The sequence below is a fragment of the Chondromyces crocatus genome (assembly GCF_001189295.1).
Lineage (GTDB): Bacteria > Myxococcota_A > Polyangia > Polyangiales > Polyangiaceae > Chondromyces > Chondromyces crocatus.
Genome location: NZ_CP012159.1, coordinates 11,361,337 through 11,388,132, shown reverse-complemented (window position 1 = coordinate 11,388,132; position 26,796 = coordinate 11,361,337). Strand labels below are relative to the sequence as shown.

The window sequence follows — 26,796 nt, the reverse complement described above, 5'->3', positions numbered from 1 at the left end:
CGTCGCCTGAAATTCGCCCCGCAATACAACGATCAAAGAAAGAGAGCGGGAAGCTCGGTATTGAGCGTCCCCACTTTTTCCACAGGGGCCATCAAGGAATGGCCCTTGTAACTGCTGGAGTTCCCAGCAGTATTCTGTCTGTTTTCGACGAGCCGGCCGACTTTTCAACAGTCAGTGCATCGGCCCTTCGTTGCCATTGCCTCGAGCAGTAGAAATCTCCCGGTTCACGCGGCAGGGAGGGTGCTGCTGTCTCGATTCGACGTGAGGTAGGGGAGGGTACTTTCCCTCAGATCCCAAGCCCCAGGGTTCACTCCAACCTACCCTGCACCCTCCTCGCAAGGGTCTGTCTCCCCGGGAGGTATTTCTTCGCGTCCTTGGTGCGACGTGAGGCATCAGAGGGACGAATTCGGACGTACCACCGGGTCGGTCCGGGCGTCCATACCCCAACTGAGAAGTGTCGCTACTCCCATGAAATGAATGGGTTTTCGGGGTAGGAAACGAAAGTGCGTAACGGATTTCGCGGGCGGTGGATCCAGTCGTCTCGGTGCTGTCGTGCGAAAGTAGCGACGCAACGCGGCGATTTGGCGGCGCGCTCGGCCTTCTCGCGACAAACTCCGCTGGTTCCGATGGTCAAGAGGCAAGTGGCGCCACGTCTCCTCGCGAATCGCGAAAATCAATGCCGATCCAGAGGTGGAATGGAGGGTTTTCTCATCGTCAGAAGGAGTGGGCAACTTTCGTTCAGGAGGCAGCAGAGATGCGGCCGGAACCACGGTGCGAGCGGGATTGGTGTCAGGAGCATCCAAAATTTGTCCTTCGAGAACGATAATCGGTATGGCGCCTCCATGCGCTTCGAGGCCTTGCCGTGAGCCGTTCCATGTGCTTTGGGCGCTGGGCCACATTCCTGTTGACGATTGGAATCGGAATAGGCGCAGGGCCTCGCCAGGCTTCCGCCGAGCCGACGCCGATCACGCCCCAGCTCGCGTACGCGTACGGGGAGAATGAGACGCCGCGCGCTGCAGCTATGGGCGGAGCGCTCCGATCCCTCGGGAACGCGACCTCGGCGATCTTCGTCAACCCGGCGGCGATGGTCGAGACCCGGGTCTACCATGTGGAGGCCCTCGCTCAGATCAGCCCTGAGGCGCGCAGGCAGGTCTATGGCGGCGTGGTGTCGGACTCGGTGACCGGCCGACTCGCGGGCAGCATCTCCGTGCTCGGGGGCTTCATCGATGGAGACGGCACGGATCGGTCGTACCTCGATGCGCGGGTGGCGCTGGCGTACCCGATCACCGATCGGCTCTTCCTCGGCCTGACGGGGAAGTACGCAAAGATCTTCCAGGAGGGGAGGCTGGGTGCCGGCGGCCTGGGGAACAGCGCGGTCTCCGGCGGCCTCCGGGACGCGGACGATGGCGATGGCGGCTACCTGGCGAGCGTCGACGAGTTCACGTTCGATGCGGGGCTCATCCTCAAGGTGAGCGATGCCGTCTACATCTCTGCGGTGGGGCAGAACCTGACGTATCCAAAGCACGGCCTGCTCCCCACGACCGTGGGCGGAGGTGTCGGCATCGGGACGCAGGACTTCTCCGTGGAGGTGGACGCGCTGGCCGACTTCAACTCGTACCTGGATCCGAGCATGCGGTTGATGGTGGGCGGGGAGTACCTCGTGGCGAACCACTTCCCGATCCGGCTCGGCTACCGGTTCGATCAAGGGGCGAAGCAGCACGCGCTCTCCGGCGGGCTCGGCTACGTGGGGAATGAGTTCGCGATCGAGGCATCGGTGCGTCGTGCGCTGGCCGACCCCGGCGCGACGACGGTGTTCTTCAGTTTGAGCTACCACCTGGAGGCGGCCGGCCTCACTCGGTCTCCTGCCGAGATGTGAGGCTCCCAGGCGTCGGGCCGCAAGACGCGCATCGACAGCACTCCCCACTTCTCTTCGGCCTCCGCCTGCCGTAGGTGGAGGCCGCGTGCTCTGTCTGACCACACGAACCGATCCGCGCTGGGCCGAGATCGCGCTGGCGAACCTGCCAGCGCTCCTCGTCGACCATGCTCACTGCGAGATGAAGGCGGCGTCCAACGCGCTTTCGCTCGCCACCCGCTGCGCCGCCGTGTTGACCGGTCCCGACGCGCCCGTCGGGGTGAAGGTGCTGCGCACGCTGGTCGAGCTGGCCGAGGAGGAGCTTCGACACTACCGGGCGCTCCTCGACGAGCTGGACCGGAGAGGGTTGAGCATCGGGACGCCGGAGGTGGACGCCTACGCGGGCGAGCTGCGGAAGGTGGCGGCGCTCCGGCACAGTCGGAGCGCACGGGACGTGATGGGAGACCGCTTGCTCGTCGGTGCGCTGATCGAGGCGCGCTCGTGCGAGCGGTTCAGGTTGCTGGCCGACGCTTTCGCGGCGCGCCAGCACGAGCTGGCGCCGCTCTATGAGGATCTCTTTGCCTCGGAAGCCAGACACTACCGGACGTTCACGGATCTTGCAGCCGACGTGCTGGGCGACACGGGGGTCGCACGTGCGAGGCTCGGTGAGCTCGCTCGGGCCGAGGGAGAAATCGCCGCGCGCCTGGGGGGCGTCCCGGCAATCCACGGCTAGCCTTCACCACCCCGAGGAGCAGGAGAGAGTGAACGCATGGACGCAAAGGCGGCACAGCTCGATCGAGACGTCGCGCAGGCCGCGGCGACGTGGGGTCGCGCGGTGCGTGCGCTGTGGCGCGGTGGGGCCGCGGGTCTGGCCGAGCTCCAGGGAGAAGAGGGAGGCCCTGATGGGGCGCTGAGCAACCCGCTCGCGCCATTTCGGCGGGTCAGCTCCAGGGCGACGTACGAGCGTCTCGTGCGTCCAGAGGTCGGGCTCGGGGCCGAGCTGGGTCTTCTCTCGACGGTCACGCCAGCTGCGCCCGACCCTCACGCGGTGGCGCTGGCCAGGTGGGTGCAGTACCTGACGCTCGAGCGTGTTCTGTTTTCCGATCGGGTACGCATTGCGGAGGCGTGGCATGCACCGACGGCGTCCGTCGAGCCTTCGGGAGGGGGGAGGCCGGGTCCAGCGGAAGGGGCGCTGCGCGCGAGCGCGACGGGGAGGGAGTCGGCGCGCGATGCGCTCCTCGGTTTGCTCGGCGCGTCTCGTCAGGAAGTGCGCCGCGCGTACGCGGAGCAGCTCGTCGATGCGGCAGGTCCGATCGTCGAAGCGGCGCGCATCGAAGCCGACCGACGCCAGGAGGCCACGCGCTTGCTCGGTGTGGAGCCGGATGCAACGCCGCTCGAACTTCCGTGCGATCCGCCGGTGGCGGCCCTGGAGGTAGCAGCGAGGTTGCTCGAGCAGACCGCGCCACTGCTGGAGCCTTCTCGGCGCTGGGATGAAGCGCTCGGGCGCGCCGTTGCGCGAGATGCGACGGAGGGGTGGCCAGCGCGGCCGAACGCGCGATGGGTCGAGGTGCTGTTCCGTGAGGGGGGTCTCGCCGAGGGGCTCGTCCTGGATCTGGGGCAGCTGCCGAGGGCTCTGGGAGCGAGTTCGTTCGCGCGCGCGCTGGGTCGCTTCGGCGCGGCACTCTCGGATGCGTGCATGCCGCGCACGGCGCCGTTTGCGCTGACGCGCTCACCGTTCGATGTTCGGCGAGCGAGACGGGCCGCGCTCTTTGCCGCATTGCCAGCGGACCCGGTGTTCTGCGTCAAGCATCTGGGGCTCGGTCGAGCGCGTGCGCGCGATCAAGCGCGGGTCGTCGCGCGGGCGCTCTTGCTGACGCTGCGACTGGACGCGGCGCAGTTGCGTCTCACACAGGGGCATCGGGTCGGGTTGCCCGGCAACCCGCTACTCATGGGTCGGCGCGAGGGAGGCGAGCACTTCGAGGAAGAGACCCGACGCGCGCTGGGGATCCCGCTCCCTGCCGAGCTGGTCGGCGTCGTGCCGGCCCTGGACGCTGGGGTCTCGGTTCACTTGCTCGGAGCGCTGCTTGCAGCGTGCGACCGGTACGCGCTCGTCCAGCGCTTCGATGAGGACTGGTTCCGCAATCCGCGAGCAGTCGAAGCGATCCGTGAGGACGACGGTGTCTTCCGGGCGACGCCTGGGCTGCTCGGTACAGCCATGCTTCCGACCGCGGTCACGGGCGCGGAGCTGGACGAGGGCTTCGAGCGTCTGATGGCCGACCTTTCCGACCTGGGATGACGCGCGCGCGCTGATCCGATAGACCAGGTTGGTGGCGCAGAAGTACGGCATTCCACTCGCCGACTTTCCATCTCATTGCCTCGATGCCGTCGAGGCGGCGGAGCGCGCGCACGCACGAACGGTCATCGTGCGCGGGGCGCAAGCCGTGGCTGCGATCGTTCCGATGACCGATCTGAACCGGATCGACCCACCGGATCCTGCCGGCGGCGGCGCCGATCCCTTGCTCGCCCTCTGCGGGACCTGCCACCACGACGACTTCGTCGACACGCTCGTGTCGGATGCCTCCCGGACGGGGCTCTGGCATCGCGTTGACGTCGAGCCTCAGCCCGACCGGGAGGGCTGAAGCATGGCCTACCTCCTCGATGCGGCGACGCTCGCCGAGATTTTGCGCTCGGCGCCTTCGCGGCATCTGGTGCGGCGCCTCGCCAGCGTGCCCACGCGGGATCGGTGGACGAGCGTGATCTCGGTGAGCCAGCTCCTCGTGGCCGCTCGTCGCTCGCAGCACCCGAGGCTGATGCAGGACATCCTGCAGCTCGTGTCGGCGGTGAAGGTGGCGTCCTTCGATCTCGTGGCCGCCCAGGCCTTCGCGAAGTTCCGGGCCACCGTCGCTCCCCAGGGCGACCCGGACGATGCCATGATCGCAGCCATCGCCACGGTCCACGACTTCACCCTGGTCACCCGCCGGCCCACCGACTTCACCCGGTATCCTCGTCTCCGCGTGGAGGACTGGACCGCCTGAGCCTACGGGGAGGACGAGCCCTTCCCCCTCGGGGCCACCCGCTTTCCTGCGGGGTTGCTGCGGGCGTTCGGCGACATGATCCAGGGTTCGTCGCCGGGGCCGGAAGATACTTCCAGCTTTGCCTTTCACATGCTAGTGCCGGCGCCTGAAAAGGCTCCCTCGGGAGTCATGCCCAGCGCTCGCAACGTCAGCGTCGACCGCGGCCGACTTTATGCCAGTGAACCTCCATCACCTCGCACCCTTCGCGTCCGGCGCCATCTCCGTCGATTTCGATCTGACGTTCTTGGCGCAGCTGGTCCTGTTCACCTTCTTCATCCTCCTGCTGAAGCCTCTGCTCTTCGATCCGCTGCTGCGGGTCTTCGAGGAGCGAGAGCGGCGCATCGATGGCGCCAAGGCCGAAGCGCGCGAGATGGATGAGGAGGCTGGCGCCCTCCTGACCCGCTACGAGCAGGAACTCGAGAAGATCCAGCAAGAAGCGGGGCAAGAGCGCGAGCGACTTCGCCGCGAAGCGGCGGCTCTGGAAGCGAAGGTCCTCGCGGAGGCCCGCGAGGAGACGGCCCGCTTCCTGGAACAGGGGAAGGCGCGGATCGCGACCGAGGTCGCGCAGATGCGCAAGGAACTCGCCGAAGCTCAGCCCGCGCTCGCGGCCGAGATTGCTTCGCGCGTGCTTGGACGAGAGGTGCGCTCGTGAGTCCGCGTCGTTTCGCCACCAACCTGGGGTTCGCTGCCGTCCTGATCTCCTCGCTGGCAGGGGCTCAGCAGCCTCCGCCGCCGAATCAGGGAATGCCTGCCGGCCATCCCCCTGTGCTGATGGGGCGGGATCAGGCCGGTGCTCAGCCTGGAATGCCACAGGGCATGCCCGCGCCGGTGCCGGCGCCCGGGCTCCCCCCTGGGCGGCCGATGGGCCCTGGTGGGCAGCAGCTTCCGCCGGGTCGGGGACAGCAGGTCCCTGGCCGACAGCTCCCGGTGCGCCCCATCCCGCAGCCAGGCATGGGGGGTCGTGCGCTCCCGGCACCTGCGCCTGCGCCTGCTCCCAAGCCGGAGCACTGCCCTGGCCACGGGCCGATGGACGCGCCTCACCATGTCAACTGGTGGCAGGGCATCCTTGCCGTCGACAACGAGGCTTCCCAGAAGGGCGGCATCAACAGCCTGCTCTTCCGCTACAACAACAAGACTGATCCCTGTGATCCGAAGAATCAGCCCCCGCCATTCCTGGCGTCGATGCTGAACTTCGGGATCCTGGCGGCGACGTTGTTCGTGTTCGGTCGCAAGCCGCTCAAGGAGGCGCTGGTGAAGCGTCGCCAGGTGATCATGCAGGACATCGACACGGCCTCGCGTCTGAAGCAGGAGGCCGAGCGACGTCTGGGCGACTACGAGGACAAGCTCGAGCACTTGGACGAGCGGCTGGAGACGCTGAAGGCCGACTACATCGCCCAGGCCGAGGCGGAGCGGAAGAACCTGCTCGTGGAACTGGAAGAGCGTCGCGCGCGCATGCAGCGTGATGCCGCCTTCCGCATCGAGCAGGAACTGAAGGAAGCGCGCGCGCAGCTCCTCGCGGAGGCCGTGCGAGGTGCCGTGGCGGCGGCCGAAGAGCTCATCCAGGCCCAGGTCTCCTCGACCGATCAGCAGCGGCTCGCCGAGGATTACCTGAGCACCTTCGCAGGGTCGCTGGGGACGGCCGACGGTCAGGCAAAGAACTCGCAGAGCAAGGCTGGAGCGACGCAATGAGCTTCGACAGCATCGCGCGACGGTACGCGCGCGCCATCTTCGAAATTGGCAAGGAGGCAGGCACGCTGCCGCGCCTGGCCCAGGAGATCAGCGAGTTCAGCGCGACCTACGGGGGTCACGAGGAACTGCGGACCGTGCTCGACAATCCGCTCCTCCCCGAAGCGCAACGAGACGCGCTGCTCGTGGAGCTGTGCAACCGCATGAGCCTGTCGGAGACGACGCAGCGAACGCTCCGGCTCCTCGGTCAGCGCCGGCGCTTGCCCGCCCTTCCGGACATCGCCCGGCAGCTCTCTCGGCTCGCCGACGAGGACCAGAGCCTCGTCCGCGCCGTGGTGACCAGCGCCGGTCCCCTGGGTGAGGCTTACCTCGCTCGACTCCGGACGGAGATTGAAAAAGCGACCGGAAAAAAGGTCACGATCACTCACAAGCAGGACCCTTCCCTCATCGCCGGCGTGGTGACGAAGATCGGCGATCAGGTCATCGACGGCAGCGTCCGCGCTCGCCTGTCGAACTTCCGCGAGTCCCTGCTCCGCACCTGAAGATTTCCAGAAACAGCCCTCCTACCGAGGAACCCGCATGCAGCTCCGCGCCGAAGAGATCTCCCAGATCATCAAGAAGCAGATTCAGAACATCGACAAGACCGCGCTGGTAAGCGAGACGGGCACGGTACTGACCGTCGGTGACGGTATCGCTCGTGTCCACGGACTCACGCGGGCCATGGCCGGCGAGCTGATCGAGTTCACCGGAGGTGATGGAACGACCCTGATGGGGCTCGTGCTGAACCTCGAACAGGACAACGTGGGCGCTGCCATCTTCGGTGACACCAGCGTCATCAAGGAAGGCGACTCCGTTCGTCGTACGGGCCGCATCATGGAAGTGACGGTCGGCGAGGAGACGGTCGGCCGCGTGGTCAATGCGCTCGGTCTGCCCATCGACGGCAAGGGACCGCTCGAGTCCAAGGTGCGTCGCCGCGTCGAGGTCAAGGCGCCGGGAATCATCCAGCGTCAGCCGGTCACCGAGCCGATGCAGACGGGGCTCAAGGCCATCGACGCGATGATCCCCATCGGTCGTGGTCAGCGCGAGCTGATCATCGGCGACCGTCAGACGGGCAAGACCGCCGTCGCCGTGGACGCGATCATCAACCAGAAGGGCAAGGGCGTCTTCTGCGTGTACGTCGCCATCGGGCAGAAGCTCTCGACGGTGCGTCAGGTCGTGGATCGCCTCGAGAGCCAGGGCGCCATGGAGTACACGACCGTGGTTGCCGCCACGGCGAGCGAGACCGCGCCGCTCCAGTACATCGCGCCGTATACCGGCGTGACCCTGGGCGAGTTCTTCCGCGACAGCGGCCGGCATGCACTGGTCATCTACGATGACCTCTCCAAGCAGGCCGTCGCGTACAGGCAGCTCTCGCTGCTGCTGCGCCGCCCGCCGGGCCGTGAGGCCTACCCGGGCGACGTCTTCTATCTCCACTCCCGCCTCCTGGAGCGCGCGGCGAAGATGGCCGACATCTTCTACGTCGTGAAGAAGGGGACCAAGATCGAGGGTGGCGATCTCAATTATCGCGGTGTGGACGAGAAAGCCCACATCGGCGCGCATGGCATGTCCGAGGCGCGGGCGTCACTCTACCAGCTCATCGACAAGGACAACGCGGAGAAGCTCGAGAAGGCGCTGAAGGACGAGAAGAAGGACGAGATCAAGAAGCTCGAGCAGCTCCTCTCCGACAAGGCGAAGGCGAGCGACTACGAGATCATCCGGGAGCCCCAGTCGGGCGGCTCGCTGACCGCGCTCCCGGTCATCGAGACCCAGGCAGGTGACGTGTCGGCTTACATCCCTACGAACGTCATCAGCATCACGGACGGGCAGATCTTCCTCGAGTCCGACCTGTTCTTCTCGGGTGTCCGGCCGGCCATCAACGTCGGTATCTCCGTCAGCCGCGTCGGTGGTAACGCGCAGACGAAGGCGATGAAGTCGGTCGCCGGTACGCTGCGTCTCGACCTGGCGCAGTACCGCGCCATGGCCGCGTTCGCGCAGTTTGCATCGGACCTCGACGCGAAGACCCGCTCGCAGCTGGAGCGCGGTGCGCGCATGGTCGAGATCCTGAAGCAGGGGCAGTACGTCCCGCTGCCCGTCGAGAAGCAGGTCCTCATCATCTACGCTGGCGTCAACGGCTACCTCGACGACCTGCCGGTGGCTTCGCTCAGCCAGTTCGAGTCCGAGCTGAACGGCTTCGTCGAGCAGAAGCATCCGCAGATCTTCAAGGACATCGCCGAGAAGAAGGCCCTCAACGACGAGCTGAAGGGCCAGATCAACGAGGTCATCAAGGCTTTCAAGAAGCGCTTCGTGGTGGAAAGCGGCTCTGCCCAGGGCTCGTCCGGGACCTCTGTGGAGGATGAGGACGAGGACGAGGACGAGGACGTGGCGCCGAAGAAGGCTGCAAAGAAGGGGAAGTAGTCCGTGCCCAGCCTCAAGGCCATCCGCAAGCGGAAGACCACCGTCCAGTCGACGCAGAAGATCACCCGCGCCATGAAGATGGTGGCGGGCGCGCGGTTGAGCCGCGCGCAGCTGCGCATCACCGAGCTGCGACCTTACGCCGTGAAGGTGCAGCAGGTACTCTGGGAGATCACCCGTGACGTGGAGCAGGCTGCCGCAGAGGGTGGCAATGGGCCCGGCGAAGCCGCCATCGAGACGCTGTCGCATCCGCTCCTGGTGAAGCGCCCCGAGTCGCGGGTGCTGATGGTGGTGCTGACCAGCGACCGCGGTCTCTGCGGTGCCTTCAACGCCACCATCAACAAGCGGGCGGAGCGAGAGTGGCGTGATCGAACTGCGCAAGGGCAGGACGTCCAGATCGTCGTGATCGGCCGCAAGGGGCGCGATTACCTCACCCGGAGGCAAGCGCCGCTCCGGGAGTACCTGCCCGGCGTGTGGGACAAGCTGGACATGGAATCGGCCCGTCGCGTGGGCGGCCAGATCCTGGGGCCCTTCCTCCGGGGCGAGGTCGACGCGATCTACCTCGTCTACAACGAGTTCAAGAGCGCCATGTCCCAGAACGTCGTCGTGGAGCGGCTCCTCCCTTCGGGAGGGCCCGCCAGCACGACGGCAGAGGCCGGGCCGGCTCACGATGCGCCGGCAGAGTTCATCTTCGAGCCGAACAAGGAAGCGCTCCTGGAGCGGCTCGCGCCGATGTACGTCGACATCTCCATCCTGCGCGCGCTCTACGAGTCGATGGCGAGCGAGCTCGGTGCTCGAATGACGGCCATGGACGCGGCGACCAAGAATGCAACGGAGATGATCGAGGCGCTGACGCTGCAGTACAACAAGGCGCGTCAGGCAGCGATCACCAAGGAGCTGATGGAAATCATCGGCGGAAGCGAAGCGCTGAAGGACTGATCAGCGCTCGTCGGGCGAGAACGTCACGTGCTCCTCTCCATCAATCCAGCGCACCCAGAGCCCCGCAAGATCGCCCGCGCCGTCGAGCTCCTCGAGCGCGGCGACATCATCGGTTATCCCACCGATACGGTGTATGGGCTCGGGTGCGATCTGCTCAACAAGCAGGCCATCGAGCGGATTTATCAGCTCAAGGGCATGCGCAAGGACAAGGCGCTCGCGTTCATCTGCCCGGATCTGAGCGACATCGCGCGGTACGCCGTGGTGGAGAACCACACGTACCGGCTTCTCAAGCGCTTCTTGCCGGGGCCGTACACGTTCATCCTGCCGGCGACGCGCGAGGTCCCGAAGTACCTGCACCTCAAGCAGAAGACGGTGGGGATCCGCGTTCCCGCGCACCCGGTCCCCGTGGCCCTGGTGACGGCGCTGGGGCGTCCGCTGATCAGCACGACGGCGGCCCCGGTGGGCGACGAGCCGCTGGTGGATCCCGCGGAGATCGACGACCGCTTCAAGGGCCTGGGGATGGTGCTGGATGCCGGGGGGGGCGGGATGGTGCCCACCACGGTGGTGGACCTGAGCGAAGGGCGCGTGCACATCGTGCGCCAGGGCGCTGGTCCCACGGACGAACTGGTCTGACGCGCTGAAGGCCACCGTGCGCCGGCGGCTGCTGGGTGGCCCCCCCTCGATCGACGCGATTCGCCTGCTTCGACAGGCTTTCTCGGCTGCCCCGACAGGCTCTCAGGGAGCAGCGTCGGTGCCAGCGTCCATCCCGCCGGTGTCGTTCACGGGGGCACCGTCGCCTGCTGCGCCAGCGTCGCTGACGACCGCGTCCCCCTCGACGGCGTCGGACGGGACCCCGCTCGACGGCGTGAAGTGGAGCGTTTCGAGCACCACCTTGCCCGGAACACGAAGATCGAAGGCCGTCACCTGGCGCCCCACCGACGCGATCTCGAAAATCTGGGCGGCGATGGGGTCAGCCTTCACAGGCTGATCCGAGAACAGCACGATGACCCGCACCTTCCCCTCTTCTGCGGGGATCCGGTACGTCAGCCCGGCGATTGGCTCGTTCGCGCTGCAAGGGACGGCTTGCCGATCGGCCGCCATGGTGAGCTGCCGGATCACCCTGTGCTCGGAGACCGTGAACGCGAGGCAGTACGGGAGCTGCCCCGAGGCGGGCACGATCTGTACGGACTCCGGCCCGACAGGCTTCACCTCGGCGCGATGACTGCCCGAGCCTCCCGAGCGGGAACAGCTCGGGAGCGCAGCCGCGAGAACGACGGCGAACCACCAGCCCTTCATGGGAGATCGGTTAGCCTTTTCGTCCACGCTCGTCCACTCGCCCGGTGAAGGTGAACTAACCGGAGGAGCCTTCGCTCGCTGGACGGAGCCTCTGGCGAATGACCTCGCAATAGGCGGGATCGCGCTCGATGACGAGGTAGCGGCGTCCTGTTGCCTGGGCCGCTACCGCCGTCGAGCCACTGCCGGCGAACGGGTCCAGGACGAGATGACCGGGGAGCGTCGTCAGCTCGATCAGACCCTTGAGCAGCCGGAGCGGTTTCTGCGTCGGGTGCAAGCCGCCTTCTCCCTGGTCGAGGCCGCAAGAGAGCACGTTGTCGGTGCTCCCGAAGTGACGACGGAATGCCTCCTCGTTGTACGCCCCCACCTCATGCTCGATCACATTGTCTGCGATGGTGATCCGGTACGGCTTGAAGCACCAGAGGATGGGCTCGAACGTCGGACGCAGGTTACCGAGTCGCCAGCCCGTCCACTGCTGCGCCCGCTCTGTGTCACCCCGACGCTCGAACACGACGCTCAGGCGCTGCGCTCGGTGCACGGCTTGAGGGCGCGACCAGGCGAGCATGTCGCGAAAGTTGAACCCGGCGTCCTCGAGCGCCGTCACGCAGCGCGGCGCGAAGCGTCGCCCCGCGAACACGACCGCTGAACCGCCAGGCTTGAGGACCCTCAGCCACTCCGACGCCCAGCGGGCGCAGAAGGCTTGATATTCCCTCGGGATCTCAGCGTCGGCCTCGCTCCACCCGTTGATCGGCTTGCCTCGCCGCCGGAAGACCGAGCCTGCGCGCTGCTGGGCGGGGCTCGCCCCGAGCAGCGCCGAGTTGGTGTTCTCATGGAGCACGTCCCACGCCTCGGCACCGATCCCGTAGGGGATGTCGCTGAGGATGAGATGAACGGAGCCATCGGGGATCTGCCGGGTGAGCTCCAGGCAATCCCCCTGGAGAACACCAGCACCTTCGGGGCCGAAGAGGCCAAGGTCGTTCATGTGGCCGAGTTCAGCTCCGGGACGAAGGAACGGCGGAAGAGCTGTCGGAGGGCGCGCCAGCCGAGGGCTCTGCGGGCGCGGTGAGCCGAGCACGACGCGCCTGGAGCCGGCCGAGCAGGGCGAGACCCGCGGGAAGGAAGACGACGCAGGCGACGAAGTTCACGCTGAGGCCGAGGAGGGCGAGGTGGCCGAGGCTGGCGAGCCCCGGGTGGGACGCGAGCGCGAGCACACCGAACCCGAAGACATCGGTCAGGATGGCGCCGGTGATGTCCCACCCCGTGTGGCGCCAGACGTCTTCGAGCGGCTCGCCAGCGTCGATCCGCGCCACCAGGTGCGCCCCGTCGTCCACGCCGATCCCGAGCAGGATCGGCAGGATGATCATGTTGAGGTAGTTCAGATCGAGCCCGACCACCGGCAGCAGACCGACCGTCACCGCCAGGGTGAGGAGCGCCGGTGCGAGGGCGAGCAGCGCCAGGCGCACCTTGCCGAGCGTGAGCAGGAGCGTCATGAACACGAACGCGCAGGTGAGCAGGAAGATGCGCGGCGCATCGCGCTCCACGGCGGCGAGCACATCGGCCATCACCATCGGCTCGCCGGCCGTCGAGACCGCCTTCCCCGAGCGCAACGAGATCGGTCCGAGCTGAGCCGCGAGCCGCCTCACGGCCGCGGCCTCACCCATGCTCACCGTCGGGTAGAGCAGGACGAAGTGAGCTGGTCCCGAGCCAGCGCGCGGCTCGAAGGCGTGCCGGAGCGACGGCGGCAAGTCCTCTGGCGCGAAGGGCTCATGGCTGGCCGCTCTTCGGAGCTTGGCGAGCTGATCGCGATCTTTGGGTTCTAGCGTCGCGCTCTCGAAGCGTGACGCGATGCGGTCGATCTGCTGCAGCGTGGGAAACTTCGCCTGCTGATCCGGGGGAAGGAGATCGCCACGTGTCGCGACGGTCCCGATCGTGGCCTCCGGACCGAGCTGCTTCATCTGGCCCCGGACGATGTCGGCGGCTTCCTGCGCCTCGGCGTCCGAGTCGGCCAGGATGACGAGCGGGGTCTGTGATCGACCCAGCATCGCGTTGACCTCTTTGTCGCGGCGAAAGCTGGGGAGATCGGCATCATCGAGCCGCGAGAAATCGGCATCGAAATGAGCGCGGGGGATCTGGGTCACCGTGACCAGCGTCAGGGCACCGAGCCCGAAGAACAGCACCGGAGCGGCGCGGCGCATCCAGGAGACGCCGGGCAAGGTGATCCCCTTGCTCGCCGCCGACAGACGGGGAGCGAAGCGCGCGAGGAGACCGAGGAGCCCGGGCAGCGCCGTCACGTACGAGAGCAGCACCAGGATGGTACCCGCACCCGCGAGCAAGCCGAACTCGCGGAATGCCCGGAAGTCCGTCCACGTGAGGCACAGGAAGGCAGACGCGGTGGTCAAGCCGGCGGCGACCGAGACACGTCCAGATTCTCCGAAGGCAATCTGGATGGCTCCCTCGTCGGAGGCTCCTGCTCTTCGCTCCTCCTCGTACCGCCCGAGGATGTGGATGCCGTGGTCGATGCCAATCCCGAGGAGGATCGCGCCGATGAACGCCGTGAGGATGTTGAGCGTCCCGAACAGCGCGCTGGCGACGCCATATGCAAGCGTCAGCCCCACGTACAGCGGTGCCAGCACGAGGCCGACGGCGAGCAACCGCCTGAAGTGCAGCGCGACCCAGGCAATGACCAGCGCTGTCGCCAGCGCCGACGTGAGCGCGAGGTCGTGCGAGAGGAGCGTCTGTAGATCCACGCGCTTCGGGTAGCGACCCGTCAGCTCGATCCGCAGATCGGCTGCGGGCTCCGTGCGGCGCACCTCGTCGATGACCTGCTGGACGTCACCCACGACCTGACGAGAGAAGTCGAGATCCGAGGCCAGACGCGTGGGCCGCACGAAGATCGCGAGCGCGGTCCCCGACTCATTCTCGTAGTAAGGGCCGGAGCGCGTCGCGCCCGTGTGCTCGAGCCGGTGACGGTATTTTTCCTCGAGATCGGAGAAATCGACCGACGGAGGCGGCTCGTCGTCGAGATCGACGAGCGAGCGCTCGATCTCCCAGCGGCGCCGGGCGTCGAGCCGGTCTCGCAGCACCTCGAGATCCGCCTGCTCCATGAAGTACAGCGCGCGGTCCTCGAAGAACTCGGCGGGAAACCGATGATCGACGAACTGGACACTGTCGAGCTGCTCGAGCCGCGGCGCGATCGCGTCGGCGAAGTGACGACGTGCCGCGAGGTCTCCGCCCTCGACCAGCAGGACGACGTTGCCGACGCCGCCGAAGCGGGCACGAAGCGCCTCCACCCCTTGCACGCTCGGATAGTCGGGGGGCAGGAGCTGGGTGATGTCGGGATCGAGGCGCAGCTTTCCCGTCGCCCAGGTCCCCAGCAGCCCGAAGAGGGCGACGAACGTGACGGAGACGAGAGGACGGCGGAACGAGGCGAGGGCGACCGTTTCGAGGAGGCGGCGGAGGATCGCAGTGACGACACCGAGCCCGCGCGCGTGTTCGGGTTCAGGACTGGGGCGCATCTCTTCCTCCGGCATGCGCCAGGCTCACCGGGCCCGCGCTCGCGTCGGAAATCGACTCGCCACGCAGGGCACTCGAGAACACGTGGTCGCGAAGCAGGGGGTAGTTCCAGGTCAGGAACACGACCGCCCGGGTGACCACCCAGGCGACCTGGTTGTTCATGGAAGGCAAGAGGAGCAGCAGCGCGACACCGCCAGCGTTCAAGCCCGCGCTGGTCCCCGACACGAACAGGAAGCGACCTGCTTGACGGGCGCGCGGACCCGCGTCGGCCTCGAAGACCCAGGAGCGCGAGAGCAGGAAGGCCAGCACGCCTCCCGCAACACATCCCAGCGCCGTCGCCAGCGGGGCCGAGAGCCCCCACTGCCGGAGCAGCAACCGGACGACGCTGAAATCGAGGGCGGTGGCGAGCACACTCACGATGATGCTGCGGGGTAGAGGCCGATGATCGGTGCTCTCGCCGTCGCCGAGGGAGTGCACGAGGTGCACCAGACGCTGGATGGCCGTGATGTGAGAGGTGACGGCGACCAGCCCGACGCCGACGATCGCCAGGTAGTGCACCGGGCGCACCTCCAGCGGCGCATACAGCGCCTCGAAGATGGGACTCAACGCGACGGAGAGGCCGAGGACGAGGATGCGCTCCGGCCGCTGCATGAAGCCCACATCCTTCATCGTCGCGCCGAGCGCCTCACCTCGTGCGCGCACGTACGGCACGAAGAGAGAGCCGGTCAACGCCAGCAGGCAGGGAAAGAGCACCCAGTTCGTGCGGTAGTACCAGCACAACCCCACGAGCACGGCGGACTCGCAGTAGCGGTCGAGCACCGAGTCGAGCGCGGCGCCTCCGGAGGACGCCCGGCCCGTCTCGCGCGCCACACGACCATCCAGGAAATCGAGCGCGCCCGCACACACGTAGAGCCACCCGCCGAGAGAGAAGCGCCCTGCCGCGAGCGCGACCCCCGCCCCGATGGCCAGCCCGACCGAGAGCGTCGTGATCGCGTTCGGTGGCACCTCGGCCGCGGCGAGCCCACGCCACATGGGACGCATGAGCCAGGCGAAGAAATGCCTCGCGCGCGCCGTCGTCAGGCCACCCAGGCCGCGCGTGTCCATCTCTTCATCGCGGAAGCGACCACGCGCCAGGCCGCGGATCCCGTAGGCCGCGAGGCCGAGCAGGAGATAGGCGATGAGCAGGAGGGCCGGGGCGGCAGCAGTCCAGACACGGTTCAGAGCAGCGAGCGTTCCCGGCTGGGCATCCCAGGGAGTGATCATGCGGAGACCTCCGTCGATACGTCGTCGACGCGCGACTCCGACTCCGCCGGAGCACGCTGGGCCATTCGGACGAGGGCGTCGGCGACGAGCGCCGTGGCGATGCCCGCCAGCACGTCGAGGATGTAGTGGTGTCGTAGGTACACCGCGGAGAAGGCCATGAGGCCGGCCCAGACCGCGGTGAAGGTGCGGAGCTTTCCGCCGAGCGTCCAGGTCGCGAGCGCCGGGAGCACGGCATACCCGACGTGGAGAGAGGGCATGGCCCCGAACACGTTGGAGCTGCGCGCGTAGAACGAAGCGAAGACATTCACCCCGAGCAGCTCGTCGAAGCGCGACCCTCCGGCAGGGTTCGAGGGCACGGAGAGGTCGGCGGGGCCCATCCCGTGGAGATCCACGTACCAGGGCGGCGCTGCTGGCCAGGCGATCCAGGTGATCCACCCCAGCAAGCTGGCGAGGGCGAAGGTCCAGGCGAGCCGCTGCATCCGTCGACGGTCCTTGAACCACAGGTAACCGCCCACCGCGAACAGCTCGACGAGGTAGAAGATGTAGACGAGGCCGGTGACGACATCGAGCACGGGGTGCGTGGCCTTCGCCACGACCTCGCTCAGCGCGACCCGACCGAGCGCCGTGGGGACCCCGAACAGGAGCCGCTCGGCGGCGTACAGATCCCCCACGTGGACATCGCCACGCAGGTGGATGAACAGACGCAGGAAATCGTAGGCGAGGCCGGTGATGACGAACGGCGCGGCGAGGGCCAGGAAGCTTCGGGCGCGCGGTCCCACCCAGGAGAGCGCGACGCACGCCGCCGTGAGGACGACGTGCTCAGGTCGGAGACCCAGGGCCGTGTGGATCAGCAGGAGCAGCAGCGGGGCAGCTCCGAGGGACAGCCATCCCCAGGTGTTCCCGTTGCGCGGCCATCGAAGCGTCATGTCGCACCTCGCCGTCCTCCGAGGTTCACTCGAAGGACCCGCCGCCCTGGGGACGCTCGGCGCTCTCGCCGATCATCCACCGGAGCGTGTTCTTCAGCTTCATCGACTGAATGAAAAGATCGTGCTCGGGGCGCGACTCCGGCGTCGGCATCGGGCTCTTGAAGTAGAAGCCCAGCCACTCCTGCGTGCCGTGGAGGCCAGCTCGCGCCGCGAGATCGAGCAGCAGCGCCAGATCGAGCACGATGGGAGCTGCGAGGATGGAGTCGCGGCACAGGAAGTTCACCTTGATCTGCATCGGGTAGCCGAGCCACCCGAAGATATCGAGGTTGTCCCACCCTTCCTTGGCGTCGCCTCGCGGCGGGTAATACTCGATGCGGACCTTGTGATAGAGGTCGCCGTAAAGCTCCGGGTGCTGCTGCGGCTGCAGGATCTCTTCGAGCACCCCCAGCTTCGACGCCTCCTTCGTCTTGAAGTTGTCCGGATCGTCGAGCACCTCTCCGTCGCGGTTGCCGAGGATGTTGGTGGAGAACCACCCGTGGACGCCAAGGCTTCGCGCCTTGATCCCGGGGGCCAGGATCGTCTTCAGGAGCGTCTGGCCCGTCTTGAAGTCCTTGCCTGCGAGCGGGACGCGCATCTCCTTCGCCAGCAGCCAGGCCGCAGGGAAGTCGACGGTGAGGTTCGGCGCGCCGTTGGCGAAGGGGACGCGCTCCTTGATGCACGCCCACGCATAGAGCTGGGAGCTCGAGATGCCAGGATCGTCGCTGGCGAGCCCGGCCTCGAACGCCTCGATGCTCTGGTGCACTGCCGAGGGCGGCAGGAACACCTCGGTGCTCCCGCACCAGATGGCGACGGCGCGGGCAGCGCCGTGACGGCGAATGAAGCTCCGGATGTCTTCCCGGAGATGCTCGACCATCTCCGCCTTGGAGCTCGCCTCCTTGACGTGCGTTCCATTGAGGCGTCGCACGTAGCGCGCGTAGAACGCGCCCTTCATCGGCTGGATCTCTCGGAGCTCTTCGGCGATCGGGTCGAGGTGGCGCGACTCGAGCACCTCGGCGTGCCGGGCGACATCGAGGGCATCTTCCGGGAAAATGTCCCAGGCCCCGAAGACGAGATCGTCCATCGTGGCCAGCGGGACGGCGTCACGTACGAGGCTGCTGCGCTCTCCGTTCGGGCCGCCGAGGCGCAGGGTGCCCATCTGGGTCAACGAGCCGATGGGGCTCCCGAGGCCGCGGCGAGCGAGGAGCACGCCGGCGATGAAGGTCGTCGCCACCGCACCGAGGCCCGGGAGGAGTACGGCGAGCTTGCCGGAGGGGGGACGGATGGTCAGGGAGGGCGTGGTCATCGTCTTTCCGAGCGTCCGAACCAGGGGACCTTGGTTCTTCTTGATGGAGGACTCAATTAATCCGCGTGCGTGGGTGGGGCTTCACCCGGGCCCCGCTCCTGGCGAAGCCAGATGAACGCAGAGCGCCACGATCGCTCCATGGGACGTGGATCCATCCCGGCAAGGGCGGTCATGACGTTTCCTCCTCGGTCATGACGTTTCCTTCTGAGGAGTGTGAGGGCGCCGCCGGATGACAGGTTCGGTCACCCCGGTTTTGTGGGCCGCCCTTCCCGAGGTCGTGGCCTCGGATGAAGCGGCCCTTTTTTTCTTCTTCGGAGAGGCAACGACCTTTCGCTCCCGGGAAGAGACCGTCTTGGGAGCTGGAGAGGTGCGCCTCTTCGGGCCTGCGGGAAGAACACCTCGCTTCTTGGGCGCCGAAGAGGAGGCTCTCTTCTTGCGCGACGCTCCTCTGGAAGGCCCGGTCCTCTGGCCCAGCAAGACGTTCACCATCCCTCGCACGAACGTGTCCGGAGGCATCACGGAGCGAGGCGCGATGAGCTCGAGCATCAGGTAGCCCTGGATGCTCCCGTGGAACATGAAGGCGAAGATCCGCGCGTCGACGGCGGGGTGGAGCCGGCCTGCGCGCGACTCCGCTTCGACGTAGCGGATGAGCAACTCATAGACCCTGAAGAGCCCTTCGCACCCGCTCAGCCGATGGAGCATGGCCTCCGGGTTGGACCACGACATCATCATCAGCGGGATGCGCTCCCGCCCGGATGCGAGCGCCGCCATGCCCACATCGAAGAGGTGCTCGGCCGGGTCCCCGTGCCCGACCTTCTGCTCCAGCGCGGTGAGAAATGGCGGCGGACGTTCGATGTCGAAGTCCATCGCCGCTCGGAAGAGGGCGTCCTTCGTCTTGTACCGATGGAACACCGTCGCCTCGGAAACGCCGGCGCGCTCGGCCACGTCGGCCGTGGTGGCACGGATGCCCCGCTCCAGAAAGACCTGGCGAGCGATCTCCAGGAGCCGCTCGTCGGTGATCATCGGAGGACGGCCGCGGGCCATAAATTGGAGCCGTAGCTCAGAAATTCAACCACAGCAATCAAAGAGCAGCGGATCGGCCCTCTGAATGGCTCAGATCGCCAGCACGATCCCCTGCGCTCGCTCGCCGGTAGCAGCCTCGATGGCCTCTGCGTAAAGGCGAAGCTGCGTCTCGTAACGCACCGACGAGTCGGTGGGATCCAGGTCCGTCTTGAAGTCCACCACGGTCCACAGCGCCGTGCCTGCCGTTTCCTCGCGAAACGCGAGATCCACGGAGCCTTCCACCACCGTCCCGTCCGCGAGCGTCAGCATCACGGGCATCTCGCGCACACAGTCCCCCCGGCGCGCGCTCTCCGCGGCCCGCCGCAAAAGAGGGTGCTGGAGTGCGATGAGCGCGCTGTCGACGGCGGCGTCCAGCTCGTCGCTCGTGGCGCCCAGGATGCGCGCCTGGGTCTCGGCCACCGCCGCGATCTGAGGGCGCTCGGCCTCCAGCTCCACCTCCGCGAGCACGCTGTGCACCAGCGTCCCGAAGCGGTTCCCGCGCGGCCTTCCTCGCCGCCTGACCACCGTCGCATCGAAGGTGATCTCGCGCGGCGTCGTGTCCAGCGGAGGCAGCGGCGCGAGCGATGGCGGCGGGCTCGTTGCGTCGGGCGCCAAAGGCTCGACCACCTCGCCCGCGGACCGCGGCGCTCGTTCCACCTCGGTGGCGCGTTGTGCGGCTTCCTCCGCCTCGCTCGCGCGTCGCGCCACCTCCTTGCTGAGCGTGCTCACCCCGCGCACACGGAGCGACGCGATCGCTCCGCTCTGGATCGCGTGCGACCGGTCGGAGAGCCAGCCCTCGTGGGCTTTCTCGCTCGCGCTCGACAGCGCGCCATCGTCGTCCGCCTGAAGGATGCGCTGCTGCCGGAGACCCGCCGCCGGCTCGCGATCCAGATCCAGCGTGTGGGGGTCCCACCACACCACGCCGTGACGGCCTCGCTGCGGCGCGTGCTGCCCAGGCGCGACCGAATCACGCTCGCTCGCCTCCGCGCGTGCCGGCCGCTCGAGCACGCTGTCGGGGCCGAAGGGAGGGCAGCCTGGCGATGCGGTTGGGTGGCGGCGCTGCTTCGGCTGCGGGAACAACACCGGATTGAGCACGTCGAGCCAGGGTTCGCCGATGGTCGTCCCCGTGGCGTCGCCCACGGCGGGGACGACGAGCAGCTCTCGGGCCCGCGTCGCTGCCACGTAAGCGAGGCGCACCGACTCTTCTCGGTCCCGTCGCAGTACCTCTTCCCGGCGATCCCACAGCTCCACCGGCAAGCACCCGGCGATCGACTCGGCCCACAGGCCGCGCTCTGGATCCACGTACCGCGATGGGTTCTGGTGGACCGCTGGCGTCGTCGGGTCGGCGAGGATGACCACGGGGAACTCCAGCCCCTTGGCCCGGTGCACGGTCATGATGCGCACGCCCTCCGTTCCCTCCTCGACGACCGGCGCTTCGGCGGCCTCGCCCCGCTCCGCGTCCGCGGCGAGCCGCTCCACGAAGGCCCGGAACGAGGTGGCTCCGCTATTCTCGAACCGCCGCCCGAGATCCATCACCCGCAGCACGTTGGCGAGCGCTTGCTCCCCCGTGGGCCAGATGGCGATGCCCGCGTGGGCGCGGGTCTCCTCGAGGAGCAGCCCGAGGGTGTCGGCGATGGACCGACGGTTGCGCTGCCGGTGCAGGCGGCCCAGCACGGAGAGCGCCACCCCGACCTCGGCGAGCGGCTGACCTCCCGCGGTCGAGGTGAACGCGAGGTCGGCCTCGTCCTGTGCGATCAGCGGGTGCAGCGAGCGGAAGCGGTGCCGGTATAGCAAGAGGACATCGTCGGTGAGCGCGAACAGCGGGCCCCTCAGCGTCGCGTAGACCGACAGCTCGTCGTCGGGCCACTCGATCGCGGTGAGCGCGTTGCGTACCGCCATCACCTCTTCGCGCTCGTGAAACGAGCGCCCGCCCACCAGCACGTGCGGGATGCGTCGCGCCTCCAGGGCGCGCACGTACGCGCGCGTGGTGTCCTCCCCGAAGGTCTGGAAGCGCTTGAAGAGCAGACAGACGTGGCGGGCTTCGAGGGGTACACGCTCGTTCGGCCGCTCGCGCTCGGTCACCATCCACCGGCGCGCCTGGATCGCGTGGTGAATGAACGCCGCGACCGCGCTGGGGATGGACTCCCTCACCTTGAAATCGACGATGCGACCGTACTCCCCGTACGGCCTCGGCACCGCCAGGGCCACGATCGCCGGCTGTCCAGGCGGATCGTCGCGAAACCGCTCCAGCGCAACGTACTGCGCCTGGGTGGCCGGCGACTGCACCGTCGACCGGGACCCGTCCGACACCTCGTCGGTCGACGAAGCGGAGGTTGCCGCTCCTTGCATGAGCGGTGCGAACGCGGCGTTCACGGCCTCCTGGATGGAGGGGACGCTGCGGAAGCTGGTGCTGAGGTACAGGACCTCCGCGCCGCTCGAGACCAGGCGCAGCTTCGTCGCCTCGTAGAGCGCCACGTCGGCGCGACGGAACCGGTAGATCGACTGCTTGGGATCGCCGACGACGAACAGCTTGCCCGGGATCACCTGGGCGCGGGTCCAGTCGGTCTCACGCGGATGGTCGGCCGCGAGCAGGATCAGGATCTCGGCCTGCAGCGGGTCGGTGTCCTGGAACTCGTCGACGAAGAGGTGGGTGAACCTACGCTGAAGCTCCTCGCGCACCGCGCGCCCACGCCGCAGCAGGTCCCGCGTGCGGAGCAGGAGATCGAGGAAGTCGAGGCGCCCGGCGCGCGTCTTCAGCACCTCGTAGGCCTGGATGGGCGGGCGCAGCTCACGGTGCAAGCAGGCGGCGAGATCAGCGTTGAGTCGCATCAGCAGATCGTCGAGCGCCGCCTTCGCTCGATCGCGCTGCGTCAGGACTTCGGCGCGAGTGAGCCCCCCACCGTAGTACTTGCCGCCACCGCGCCACCTCCACTCTTTCCAGCGACCCAGCTCCACCAGCTCTGCCTCGAGCCCATCGTGGTCGCGCTCGCCGGTGACCTCCTCCCGCCGTTGCAGTTCGGCCAGGTAGCGGCCGAGCTTGAACAGGTTCTGGGCCAGGTAGTCGCTCTCGCTCTCCGCGTGGGCGGCCAGCGCCGCGAGCGCCGTCAGCTCGTCGATCACGGCGTCGATGGCCTGCGTGCGCGGGAACGGATCGCGTCGCCACGGACACCCGAAGTCCCGATGATCGGCGAGACGCCAGGCCGAGTCGCGCAGCAGCGCCCGCGGACCGTTCGAGTCGGCGCGGCTGCGGCGCCGCAGGATCCGGCGTACCCCTTCGGGAGGCTCACTCAGGGCGCGCTGGAACCACGCATCGAATGCCTGATCGAAGAGCGACTGCGCCTCGTCGTCGGCCGCCACCTGGAACAGCGGATCCACGAGCGCCTCCACCGGCTGCTCGCGCAAGAGGTCCGCGCAGAACGAGTGGATCGTCCCGATGCGCGCTGCCTCCAGATGCGCGAGAGCGGCTTCGAGCCGACCGCGCTCGTCTGGCCTCTCCGCGGCGAGCGCGCGGGCGTGCTCGATCCCCGCCCTCAGGCGGAGCTTCATCTCGCCCGCGGCCTTCTCGGTGAAGGTGACCGCCACGATCCGATCGAGCGTGCCGCCACCTTCCTCGGGCGCGCGCCGTAGCACCTCGACGATGCGCGACACCAGCGCGGTCGTCTTCCCGGTCCCGGCGGCCGCCTCGACGATGAGCGTCGACCGAAGATCCTCCCGGATCCGACGCCGCGCCTCCCCATCGGGGAGCACGCGCCCCGTCGTCGCCACCTGGCTCGTCGCCACCTGGCTCGTCGCCGCCTGGCTCGTCGCCGCCTGGCTCGTCGCGGTCGCCCCCGCCGGACTCGCCGCGCTCTCCGCACCTGCCGCCGTGGCCTTCTGCGGCTGCGTGGTCACGTGAGCCTCCGGAGCTGCTCCAGCCGACGACGCTGCTCGAGATCACGCCGCTTGAACTTCCCCACCCGTAGCTCCTCGTAAGGACCGCACACTGCCCGGTAGTCGCAGTGGGTGCACGCCCCCTCGGCCGGCATCGCCAGGAGCGCTGCCTGATCGATCGCGTTGCTGATGGTCCCCACCACCTCCGCCGCGGCCGCGCGCGCCTTGTCGTTCAGCAAGATGGGCACCTCGGTGAAGCCGCCCGCCGACGTGCAGTAGTAGAGCCTCCCCGAGTGCACCTCGGTGCCTGGCGGCATCACCTTCTCCAGCACCAGCGCGTAGAGCACCGGCTGGAGCGTCTCGCCCCCGGAGACGATCGCATTGCGGTCGGTGCGCACCCGGCCCGTCTTGTAGTCCGTCGCCCTCACCGCGCCCTGGCGACTGCGCTCCACGAGATCGATCGAGCCGCGCAGCCGCACGCCGCTGTCGAGGTGCACCGGCTCTTCCACACTCTCCCGGTCGCGGCTGCGCCGGATGGGCAAGCCGAACGACAGCTCGAAGTGGATGGGCTCCCACTCGTCGTCCTCGGACGCGCGCCGCAACCACTCGCGCAGATCCGCGCGCACCGAGGCGATCCCGTCGGCCCAGACCCGCTCGATCGCCGGGGCCAGCTCGTCCTTGAAGCGCGCCGCGACCCCGTCGAGCACCCGATCCAGCTCCGCGCGCGCGTCGTCGAGCGAGTCGGGCGTGATGGGCAGCTTGCCCTGGTTGCGCAGGGTGACGAGCACCTCGTACAGCGCCTCGTGCACCAGAGAGCCGCGCTGGAGCGGGTTCATCTCTTCCACGGCCTCGGGCACTTCGCGCGGTGAGAGCTTGTGCACCGCATAGAGGAAGAAGCGGTACGGGCAGGCCGCGAAGTGCTGGAGCGCCGTCGGCGAGAACGAGCGTGCGGCGAAGGTGTGCGCTTGCAGCGCCTCCCGCGCCTCCGGCAAAGGGCGGTAGAGCCCATCGGCCGTGGTCCACGATGAGAACCAGCGTCGCGCGCGGAACCGGAGCGCCCGCGCCAGGTGCGGGTTCACGCTGAGCAGGTAGCGGGCCGTCCCGATCGTCTGCTCCTCGGGCTGGTGGAAGAGCGTCTCCAGCAGTGCCAGATCGTGCTCGGCCGCATCGATCGCGTCCTGGGGCCGCGCCGGGGCAGGCCAGCCGATGCGCGCTGCGCCGCCACCCTGCTCGGCGCGACGGATGAGTTCACCGAAGCCGGGCAGGCGACCCTCCGCCGCCCGCAGCAGCTCCAGGCCATAGAACGACGGTACCCGCGGCCTCGACTGATCCATGTCGACCCGCGGGTACGACACCACCAGCCGCTCCCTCGCCGCGCCGACGGCAAGGTGGAGCGCGAGGCGCTCGCGCGCGACCCGATCGTCGCTGGTCTCCAGGGGCGCATCGGGGCGCACCTCGGCGATCTTGCGGCGCAGCGCATCGCGGAGGATGGGCTCTTCCATCACCTTCTGCGGGAACAGCTTCTCCGCGAGACCCGGGACGAACACCGCCTTGAACGAGCGACCGCGCGCCGCCTCGATGGGCGCGACGAACAGCCTCCCCTCTCGCCGATCGGGTGGTGGCTGAAGCAGCTCGGTCAGCCGTGCTGCGAGAACGATGCGCACCTCGTTGAGGTCCACCGGCCCGATGCGGGCCATCGGAGTGAGCTCGGCGAGGACCCCGAGCACGCGCTCGGGCCTGCGCAGCGCCCGCGTCGCGAGCGCGCCCAGCCGGTTGAGCCAGTCGCCCCAGCTCGCTTGATGCCCGGGGCGTGGCAGGTCGGCGAGCAGTGGCAGCGCGAAGCGGCGAAGGGCGTCGAGATCCGAGAGCGTCCGCTGGATTCGCTCGACGTCGCGCTCTTCTTTGACCTCGGTGAGGTCCAGCCGCAGCTCGTTCTCGTAGCCGTCGAGGCGTCGCCGCCACCGGTCCAGCCCGCCGATCACCGCGGCGTTGACCAGGATCTGCTCCCACCGCCGCGGCGCGCGCAATGTGCCGTCGACGACGGGGGGATCCTCGTCCATCGCCTCCTCCGGCCGGCGGCTGTCCACCGGCGGCTCCCCGAGCGCATCCCCGGACTCGTCGAGCGCATCCTCGGACTCGTCGAGCGCACCTGCCGGATCGTCGCGGAACACCGAGGGATCGTTTTGCCCTTCGCGCGCGGCCTCGGAGGGCGCGGAGGAGGGGCCTCCACGCTCGGCGTCGGGGCCCGTTCCGCTGCTCCGGAGCCAGCGATCCTTGTACGCACTGCCGCTCCGACCCCCCTTGCGCCGAGCGGGTTTCGGGCCGGCGTCGTCGTCGAGATCCGCGTCCAGGTCGAGATCACTGAACGGATCCCGGAGCATCGTCTCCGGGATCAGCTCCTCGTCGGGCGGCACCCAGCGCTCTCCCTCCCCCAGCGCGGGAGGGGGCGCCCCTTCGGCCGTCACGTCGGGCACCTGCCCGAGCGAGAGGTACTCCGCGAACCGCGACGCCGACAGGTTCTCCGCCGCGCACGTCAAGAGCGCCAGGAGCGCGCGCCCCGTCGGATCGGGCCGGACCGTCCCCTGGGCGAAGTGGGCCGGGATTCCCGCCCTGCGCAGCGCCTCTTCGAGGTGCGCCCGGTACTGCTCCGGCGCGCGCAGGAAGATGGCCATCTCGTCGAACGGCACGCCCCGAGCGGCTTCCTTGAGCGCGATGCGCGCCACCTCCACGCACTCGCGGCTCTCGCCTGGCGCCGAGAGGATGCGGACATCGTCGCAGAGCTTCGACGGCTCCTCGTTGGCCTCGTCGAAGAGGCGCTCCTGCACCCGGATCAAGGAGGATGCGCGTCCAGCGGGGCTCTCGGCGCCCGGCGGTCGGAGCCGCTCCCAGGGCACACCGAAGATCTGATCGAGGTGGCGCGCGCTCCGCGCATCCCCCGCCGGGCTCGTCGCCAGCGCGTCGGGGGAACGAGCGACCAGCGCAGCGAGCAGATCGCGCTCCAGAGCGAAGCCGACGGGGAGGTCGAGCATCAACGTGGGCAGCCCGAGCAGCGGGTGCTTCGCCTCCGGGTCGCGCGCACGCTCGGCGGCGAGCTCGATGACCAGCGCGCGATCAGCGAGGCACGCCTCGTCCAGCTCGGCCTCGAACGCCACGAGGACACGGTCGAGGTCGGTCTGCGTGAGTGACGCAGCATCCAGACCGGCGAGGCGCGCCTCTTCGAGCGTTCGAGCGAGCGCGCGGGGCAAACCCGGGCGATCGGCGACGGGCTCGAAGCGGCCCAGATCACCGCGCCGATGCAGGCCATCGATCACCCGCGCGCAGAGCGCCTCCAGCGCCAGCATGCCCGCTGGCACCAGCCCCCGGGTCACCAGTGCGGGCGTGGCCAGCGCTGCGGCCAGGCGTCCCACGGTGAGGCGGTGCCAGCCGAAGGCCGCGCGCCGCTTGGAGACGACCGCACAGACCAGCTCGTTGGCGGCCTCGACCGACGCGCCCAGGATGAGCACCCGCTCGGATCCACGCCTGCGG

Annotated in this window: 20 protein-coding genes; 11 read left to right on the top strand and 9 right to left on the bottom strand. The window is 68.3% G+C overall.

Annotation, left to right across the window (positions count from 1 at the left end; all coding sequences use genetic code 11):
- The first annotated feature begins 1,021 nt into the window (after positions 1-1,021).
- From CMC5_RS41480 to CMC5_RS41430, 11 genes are all read left to right on the top strand, one after another.
- A complete protein-coding gene (locus tag CMC5_RS41480) occupies positions 1,022-1,876 on the top strand; it encodes a TonB-dependent receptor (RefSeq protein ID WP_245678182.1) in 855 nt (284 codons plus the stop codon).
- Between the two features lie 85 nt (positions 1,877-1,961).
- The gene (locus CMC5_RS41475) at positions 1,962-2,585 is read left to right on the top strand and encodes a MiaE family protein (RefSeq protein ID WP_063796451.1); all 624 of its coding nucleotides are present in this window, start codon (positions 1,962-1,964) and stop codon (positions 2,583-2,585) included.
- A 36-nt stretch (positions 2,586-2,621) separates the two neighbouring features.
- Positions 2,622-4,148: a hypothetical protein gene (locus tag CMC5_RS41470; RefSeq protein WP_050435601.1), complete on the top strand. Its 1,527-nt coding sequence runs from the start codon at positions 2,622-2,624 to the stop codon at positions 4,146-4,148.
- Positions 4,149-4,179: 31 nt separating this feature from the next.
- On the top strand, positions 4,180-4,491 hold the full coding sequence (locus CMC5_RS41465; RefSeq protein ID WP_156339278.1) for a hypothetical protein: 312 nt from the start codon (positions 4,180-4,182) through the stop codon (positions 4,489-4,491).
- Positions 4,492-4,494: 3 nt separating this feature from the next.
- On the top strand, positions 4,495-4,887 hold the full coding sequence (locus tag CMC5_RS41460) for a PIN domain-containing protein (RefSeq protein ID WP_050435599.1): 393 nt from the start codon (positions 4,495-4,497) through the stop codon (positions 4,885-4,887).
- A gap of 217 nt (positions 4,888-5,104) precedes the next feature.
- Positions 5,105-5,578 carry a F0F1 ATP synthase subunit B gene (locus CMC5_RS41455; protein WP_245678181.1) on the top strand — a complete coding sequence of 158 codons (474 nt, stop codon included), beginning with the start codon at positions 5,105-5,107 and terminating at the stop codon, positions 5,576-5,578.
- Positions 5,575-6,615 (top strand): F0F1 ATP synthase subunit B, encoded by a 1,041-nt coding sequence (locus tag CMC5_RS48865; protein ID WP_050435597.1) that lies wholly within the window; start codon positions 5,575-5,577, stop codon positions 6,613-6,615. The genes CMC5_RS41455 and CMC5_RS48865 overlap by 4 nt, the downstream gene beginning before the upstream one ends.
- Complete coding sequence (locus CMC5_RS41445) at positions 6,612-7,154, top strand: F0F1 ATP synthase subunit delta (protein WP_050435596.1); 543 nt, start codon at positions 6,612-6,614, stop codon at positions 7,152-7,154. The genes CMC5_RS48865 and CMC5_RS41445 overlap by 4 nt, the downstream gene beginning before the upstream one ends.
- A 37-nt stretch (positions 7,155-7,191) precedes the next feature.
- The gene (atpA, locus tag CMC5_RS41440) at positions 7,192-9,066 is read left to right on the top strand and encodes a F0F1 ATP synthase subunit alpha (protein WP_050435595.1); all 1,875 of its coding nucleotides are present in this window, start codon (positions 7,192-7,194) and stop codon (positions 9,064-9,066) included.
- Between the two features lie 3 nt (positions 9,067-9,069).
- Positions 9,070-10,002 (top strand): ATP synthase F1 subunit gamma, encoded by a 933-nt coding sequence (gene atpG, locus CMC5_RS41435; protein ID WP_050435594.1) that lies wholly within the window; start codon positions 9,070-9,072, stop codon positions 10,000-10,002.
- Positions 10,003-10,029: 27 nt separating this feature from the next.
- Positions 10,030-10,635, top strand: a complete 606-nt coding sequence (locus tag CMC5_RS41430; RefSeq protein ID WP_050435593.1) for an L-threonylcarbamoyladenylate synthase — start codon at positions 10,030-10,032, stop codon at positions 10,633-10,635.
- A 102-nt stretch (positions 10,636-10,737) separates the two neighbouring features.
- Here the strand turns inward: CMC5_RS41430 and CMC5_RS41425 are convergent, their stop codons facing one another.
- The 9 genes from CMC5_RS41425 to CMC5_RS41385 all read right to left on the bottom strand — a co-directional run bounded on the left by CMC5_RS41425 (position 10,738) and on the right by CMC5_RS41385 (position 26,774).
- Complete coding sequence (locus tag CMC5_RS41425; RefSeq protein WP_050435591.1) at positions 10,738-11,298, bottom strand: hypothetical protein; 561 nt, start codon at positions 11,296-11,298, stop codon at positions 10,738-10,740.
- 55 nt (positions 11,299-11,353) lie between these two features.
- Positions 11,354-12,277 carry a DNA-methyltransferase gene (locus tag CMC5_RS41420; RefSeq protein ID WP_050435590.1) on the bottom strand — a complete coding sequence of 308 codons (924 nt, stop codon included), beginning with the start codon at positions 12,275-12,277 and terminating at the stop codon, positions 11,354-11,356.
- 10 nt (positions 12,278-12,287) lie between these two features.
- Complete coding sequence (locus CMC5_RS41415) at positions 12,288-14,810, bottom strand: efflux RND transporter permease subunit (RefSeq protein WP_156339277.1); 2,523 nt, start codon at positions 14,808-14,810, stop codon at positions 12,288-12,290.
- Positions 14,794-16,071 (bottom strand): GtrA family protein, encoded by a 1,278-nt coding sequence (locus CMC5_RS41410; protein WP_050435587.1) that lies wholly within the window; start codon positions 16,069-16,071, stop codon positions 14,794-14,796. The genes CMC5_RS41415 and CMC5_RS41410 overlap by 17 nt, the downstream gene beginning before the upstream one ends.
- Positions 16,068-16,997 carry a phosphatase PAP2 family protein gene (locus tag CMC5_RS41405; protein WP_050435586.1) on the bottom strand — a complete coding sequence of 310 codons (930 nt, stop codon included), beginning with the start codon at positions 16,995-16,997 and terminating at the stop codon, positions 16,068-16,070. The genes CMC5_RS41410 and CMC5_RS41405 overlap by 4 nt, the downstream gene beginning before the upstream one ends.
- Before the next feature lie 25 nt (positions 16,998-17,022).
- Positions 17,023-18,339: an inositol-3-phosphate synthase gene (locus CMC5_RS41400; RefSeq protein ID WP_050435585.1), complete on the bottom strand. Its 1,317-nt coding sequence runs from the start codon at positions 18,337-18,339 to the stop codon at positions 17,023-17,025.
- 189 nt (positions 18,340-18,528) lie between these two features.
- Positions 18,529-19,383 carry a TetR/AcrR family transcriptional regulator gene (locus tag CMC5_RS41395; RefSeq protein ID WP_050435584.1) on the bottom strand — a complete coding sequence of 285 codons (855 nt, stop codon included), beginning with the start codon at positions 19,381-19,383 and terminating at the stop codon, positions 18,529-18,531.
- Between the two features lie 69 nt (positions 19,384-19,452).
- Positions 19,453-23,292 carry a UvrD-helicase domain-containing protein gene (locus CMC5_RS41390; RefSeq protein ID WP_245678180.1) on the bottom strand — a complete coding sequence of 1,280 codons (3,840 nt, stop codon included), beginning with the start codon at positions 23,290-23,292 and terminating at the stop codon, positions 19,453-19,455.
- Positions 23,289-26,774, bottom strand: coding sequence for a PD-(D/E)XK nuclease family protein (locus tag CMC5_RS41385; protein ID WP_245678177.1), 3,486 nt, complete (start codon positions 26,772-26,774; stop codon positions 23,289-23,291). The genes CMC5_RS41390 and CMC5_RS41385 overlap by 4 nt, the downstream gene beginning before the upstream one ends.
- Positions 26,775-26,796 lie beyond the last annotated feature (22 nt).

What these genes read in the sequence shown, in the direction of transcription:
- CMC5_RS41400 (WP_050435585.1), bottom strand. Translation starts at nt 18,339, where the DNA reads ATGACCACGCCCTCCCTGACCATCCGTCCCCCCTCCGGCAAGCTCGCC.
- CMC5_RS41470 (WP_050435601.1), top strand. Translation starts at nt 2,622, where the DNA reads ATGGACGCAAAGGCGGCACAGCTCGATCGAGACGTCGCGCAGGCCGCG.
- CMC5_RS41480 (WP_245678182.1), top strand. Translation starts at nt 1,022, where the DNA reads ATGGGCGGAGCGCTCCGATCCCTCGGGAACGCGACCTCGGCGATCTTC.
- CMC5_RS41445 (WP_050435596.1), top strand. Translation starts at nt 6,612, where the DNA reads ATGAGCTTCGACAGCATCGCGCGACGGTACGCGCGCGCCATCTTCGAA.
- CMC5_RS41405 (WP_050435586.1), bottom strand. Translation starts at nt 16,997, where the DNA reads ATGACGCTTCGATGGCCGCGCAACGGGAACACCTGGGGATGGCTGTCC.
- atpA (WP_050435595.1), top strand. Translation starts at nt 7,192, where the DNA reads ATGCAGCTCCGCGCCGAAGAGATCTCCCAGATCATCAAGAAGCAGATT.
- CMC5_RS41460 (WP_050435599.1), top strand. Translation starts at nt 4,495, where the DNA reads ATGGCCTACCTCCTCGATGCGGCGACGCTCGCCGAGATTTTGCGCTCG.
- CMC5_RS41415 (WP_156339277.1), bottom strand. Translation starts at nt 14,810, where the DNA reads ATGCGCCCCAGTCCTGAACCCGAACACGCGCGCGGGCTCGGTGTCGTC.
- CMC5_RS41425 (WP_050435591.1), bottom strand. Translation starts at nt 11,298, where the DNA reads ATGAAGGGCTGGTGGTTCGCCGTCGTTCTCGCGGCTGCGCTCCCGAGC.
- CMC5_RS41420 (WP_050435590.1), bottom strand. Translation starts at nt 12,277, where the DNA reads ATGAACGACCTTGGCCTCTTCGGCCCCGAAGGTGCTGGTGTTCTCCAG.
- CMC5_RS41395 (WP_050435584.1), bottom strand. Translation starts at nt 19,383, where the DNA reads ATGGCCCGCGGCCGTCCTCCGATGATCACCGACGAGCGGCTCCTGGAG.
- CMC5_RS41410 (WP_050435587.1), bottom strand. Translation starts at nt 16,071, where the DNA reads ATGATCACTCCCTGGGATGCCCAGCCGGGAACGCTCGCTGCTCTGAAC.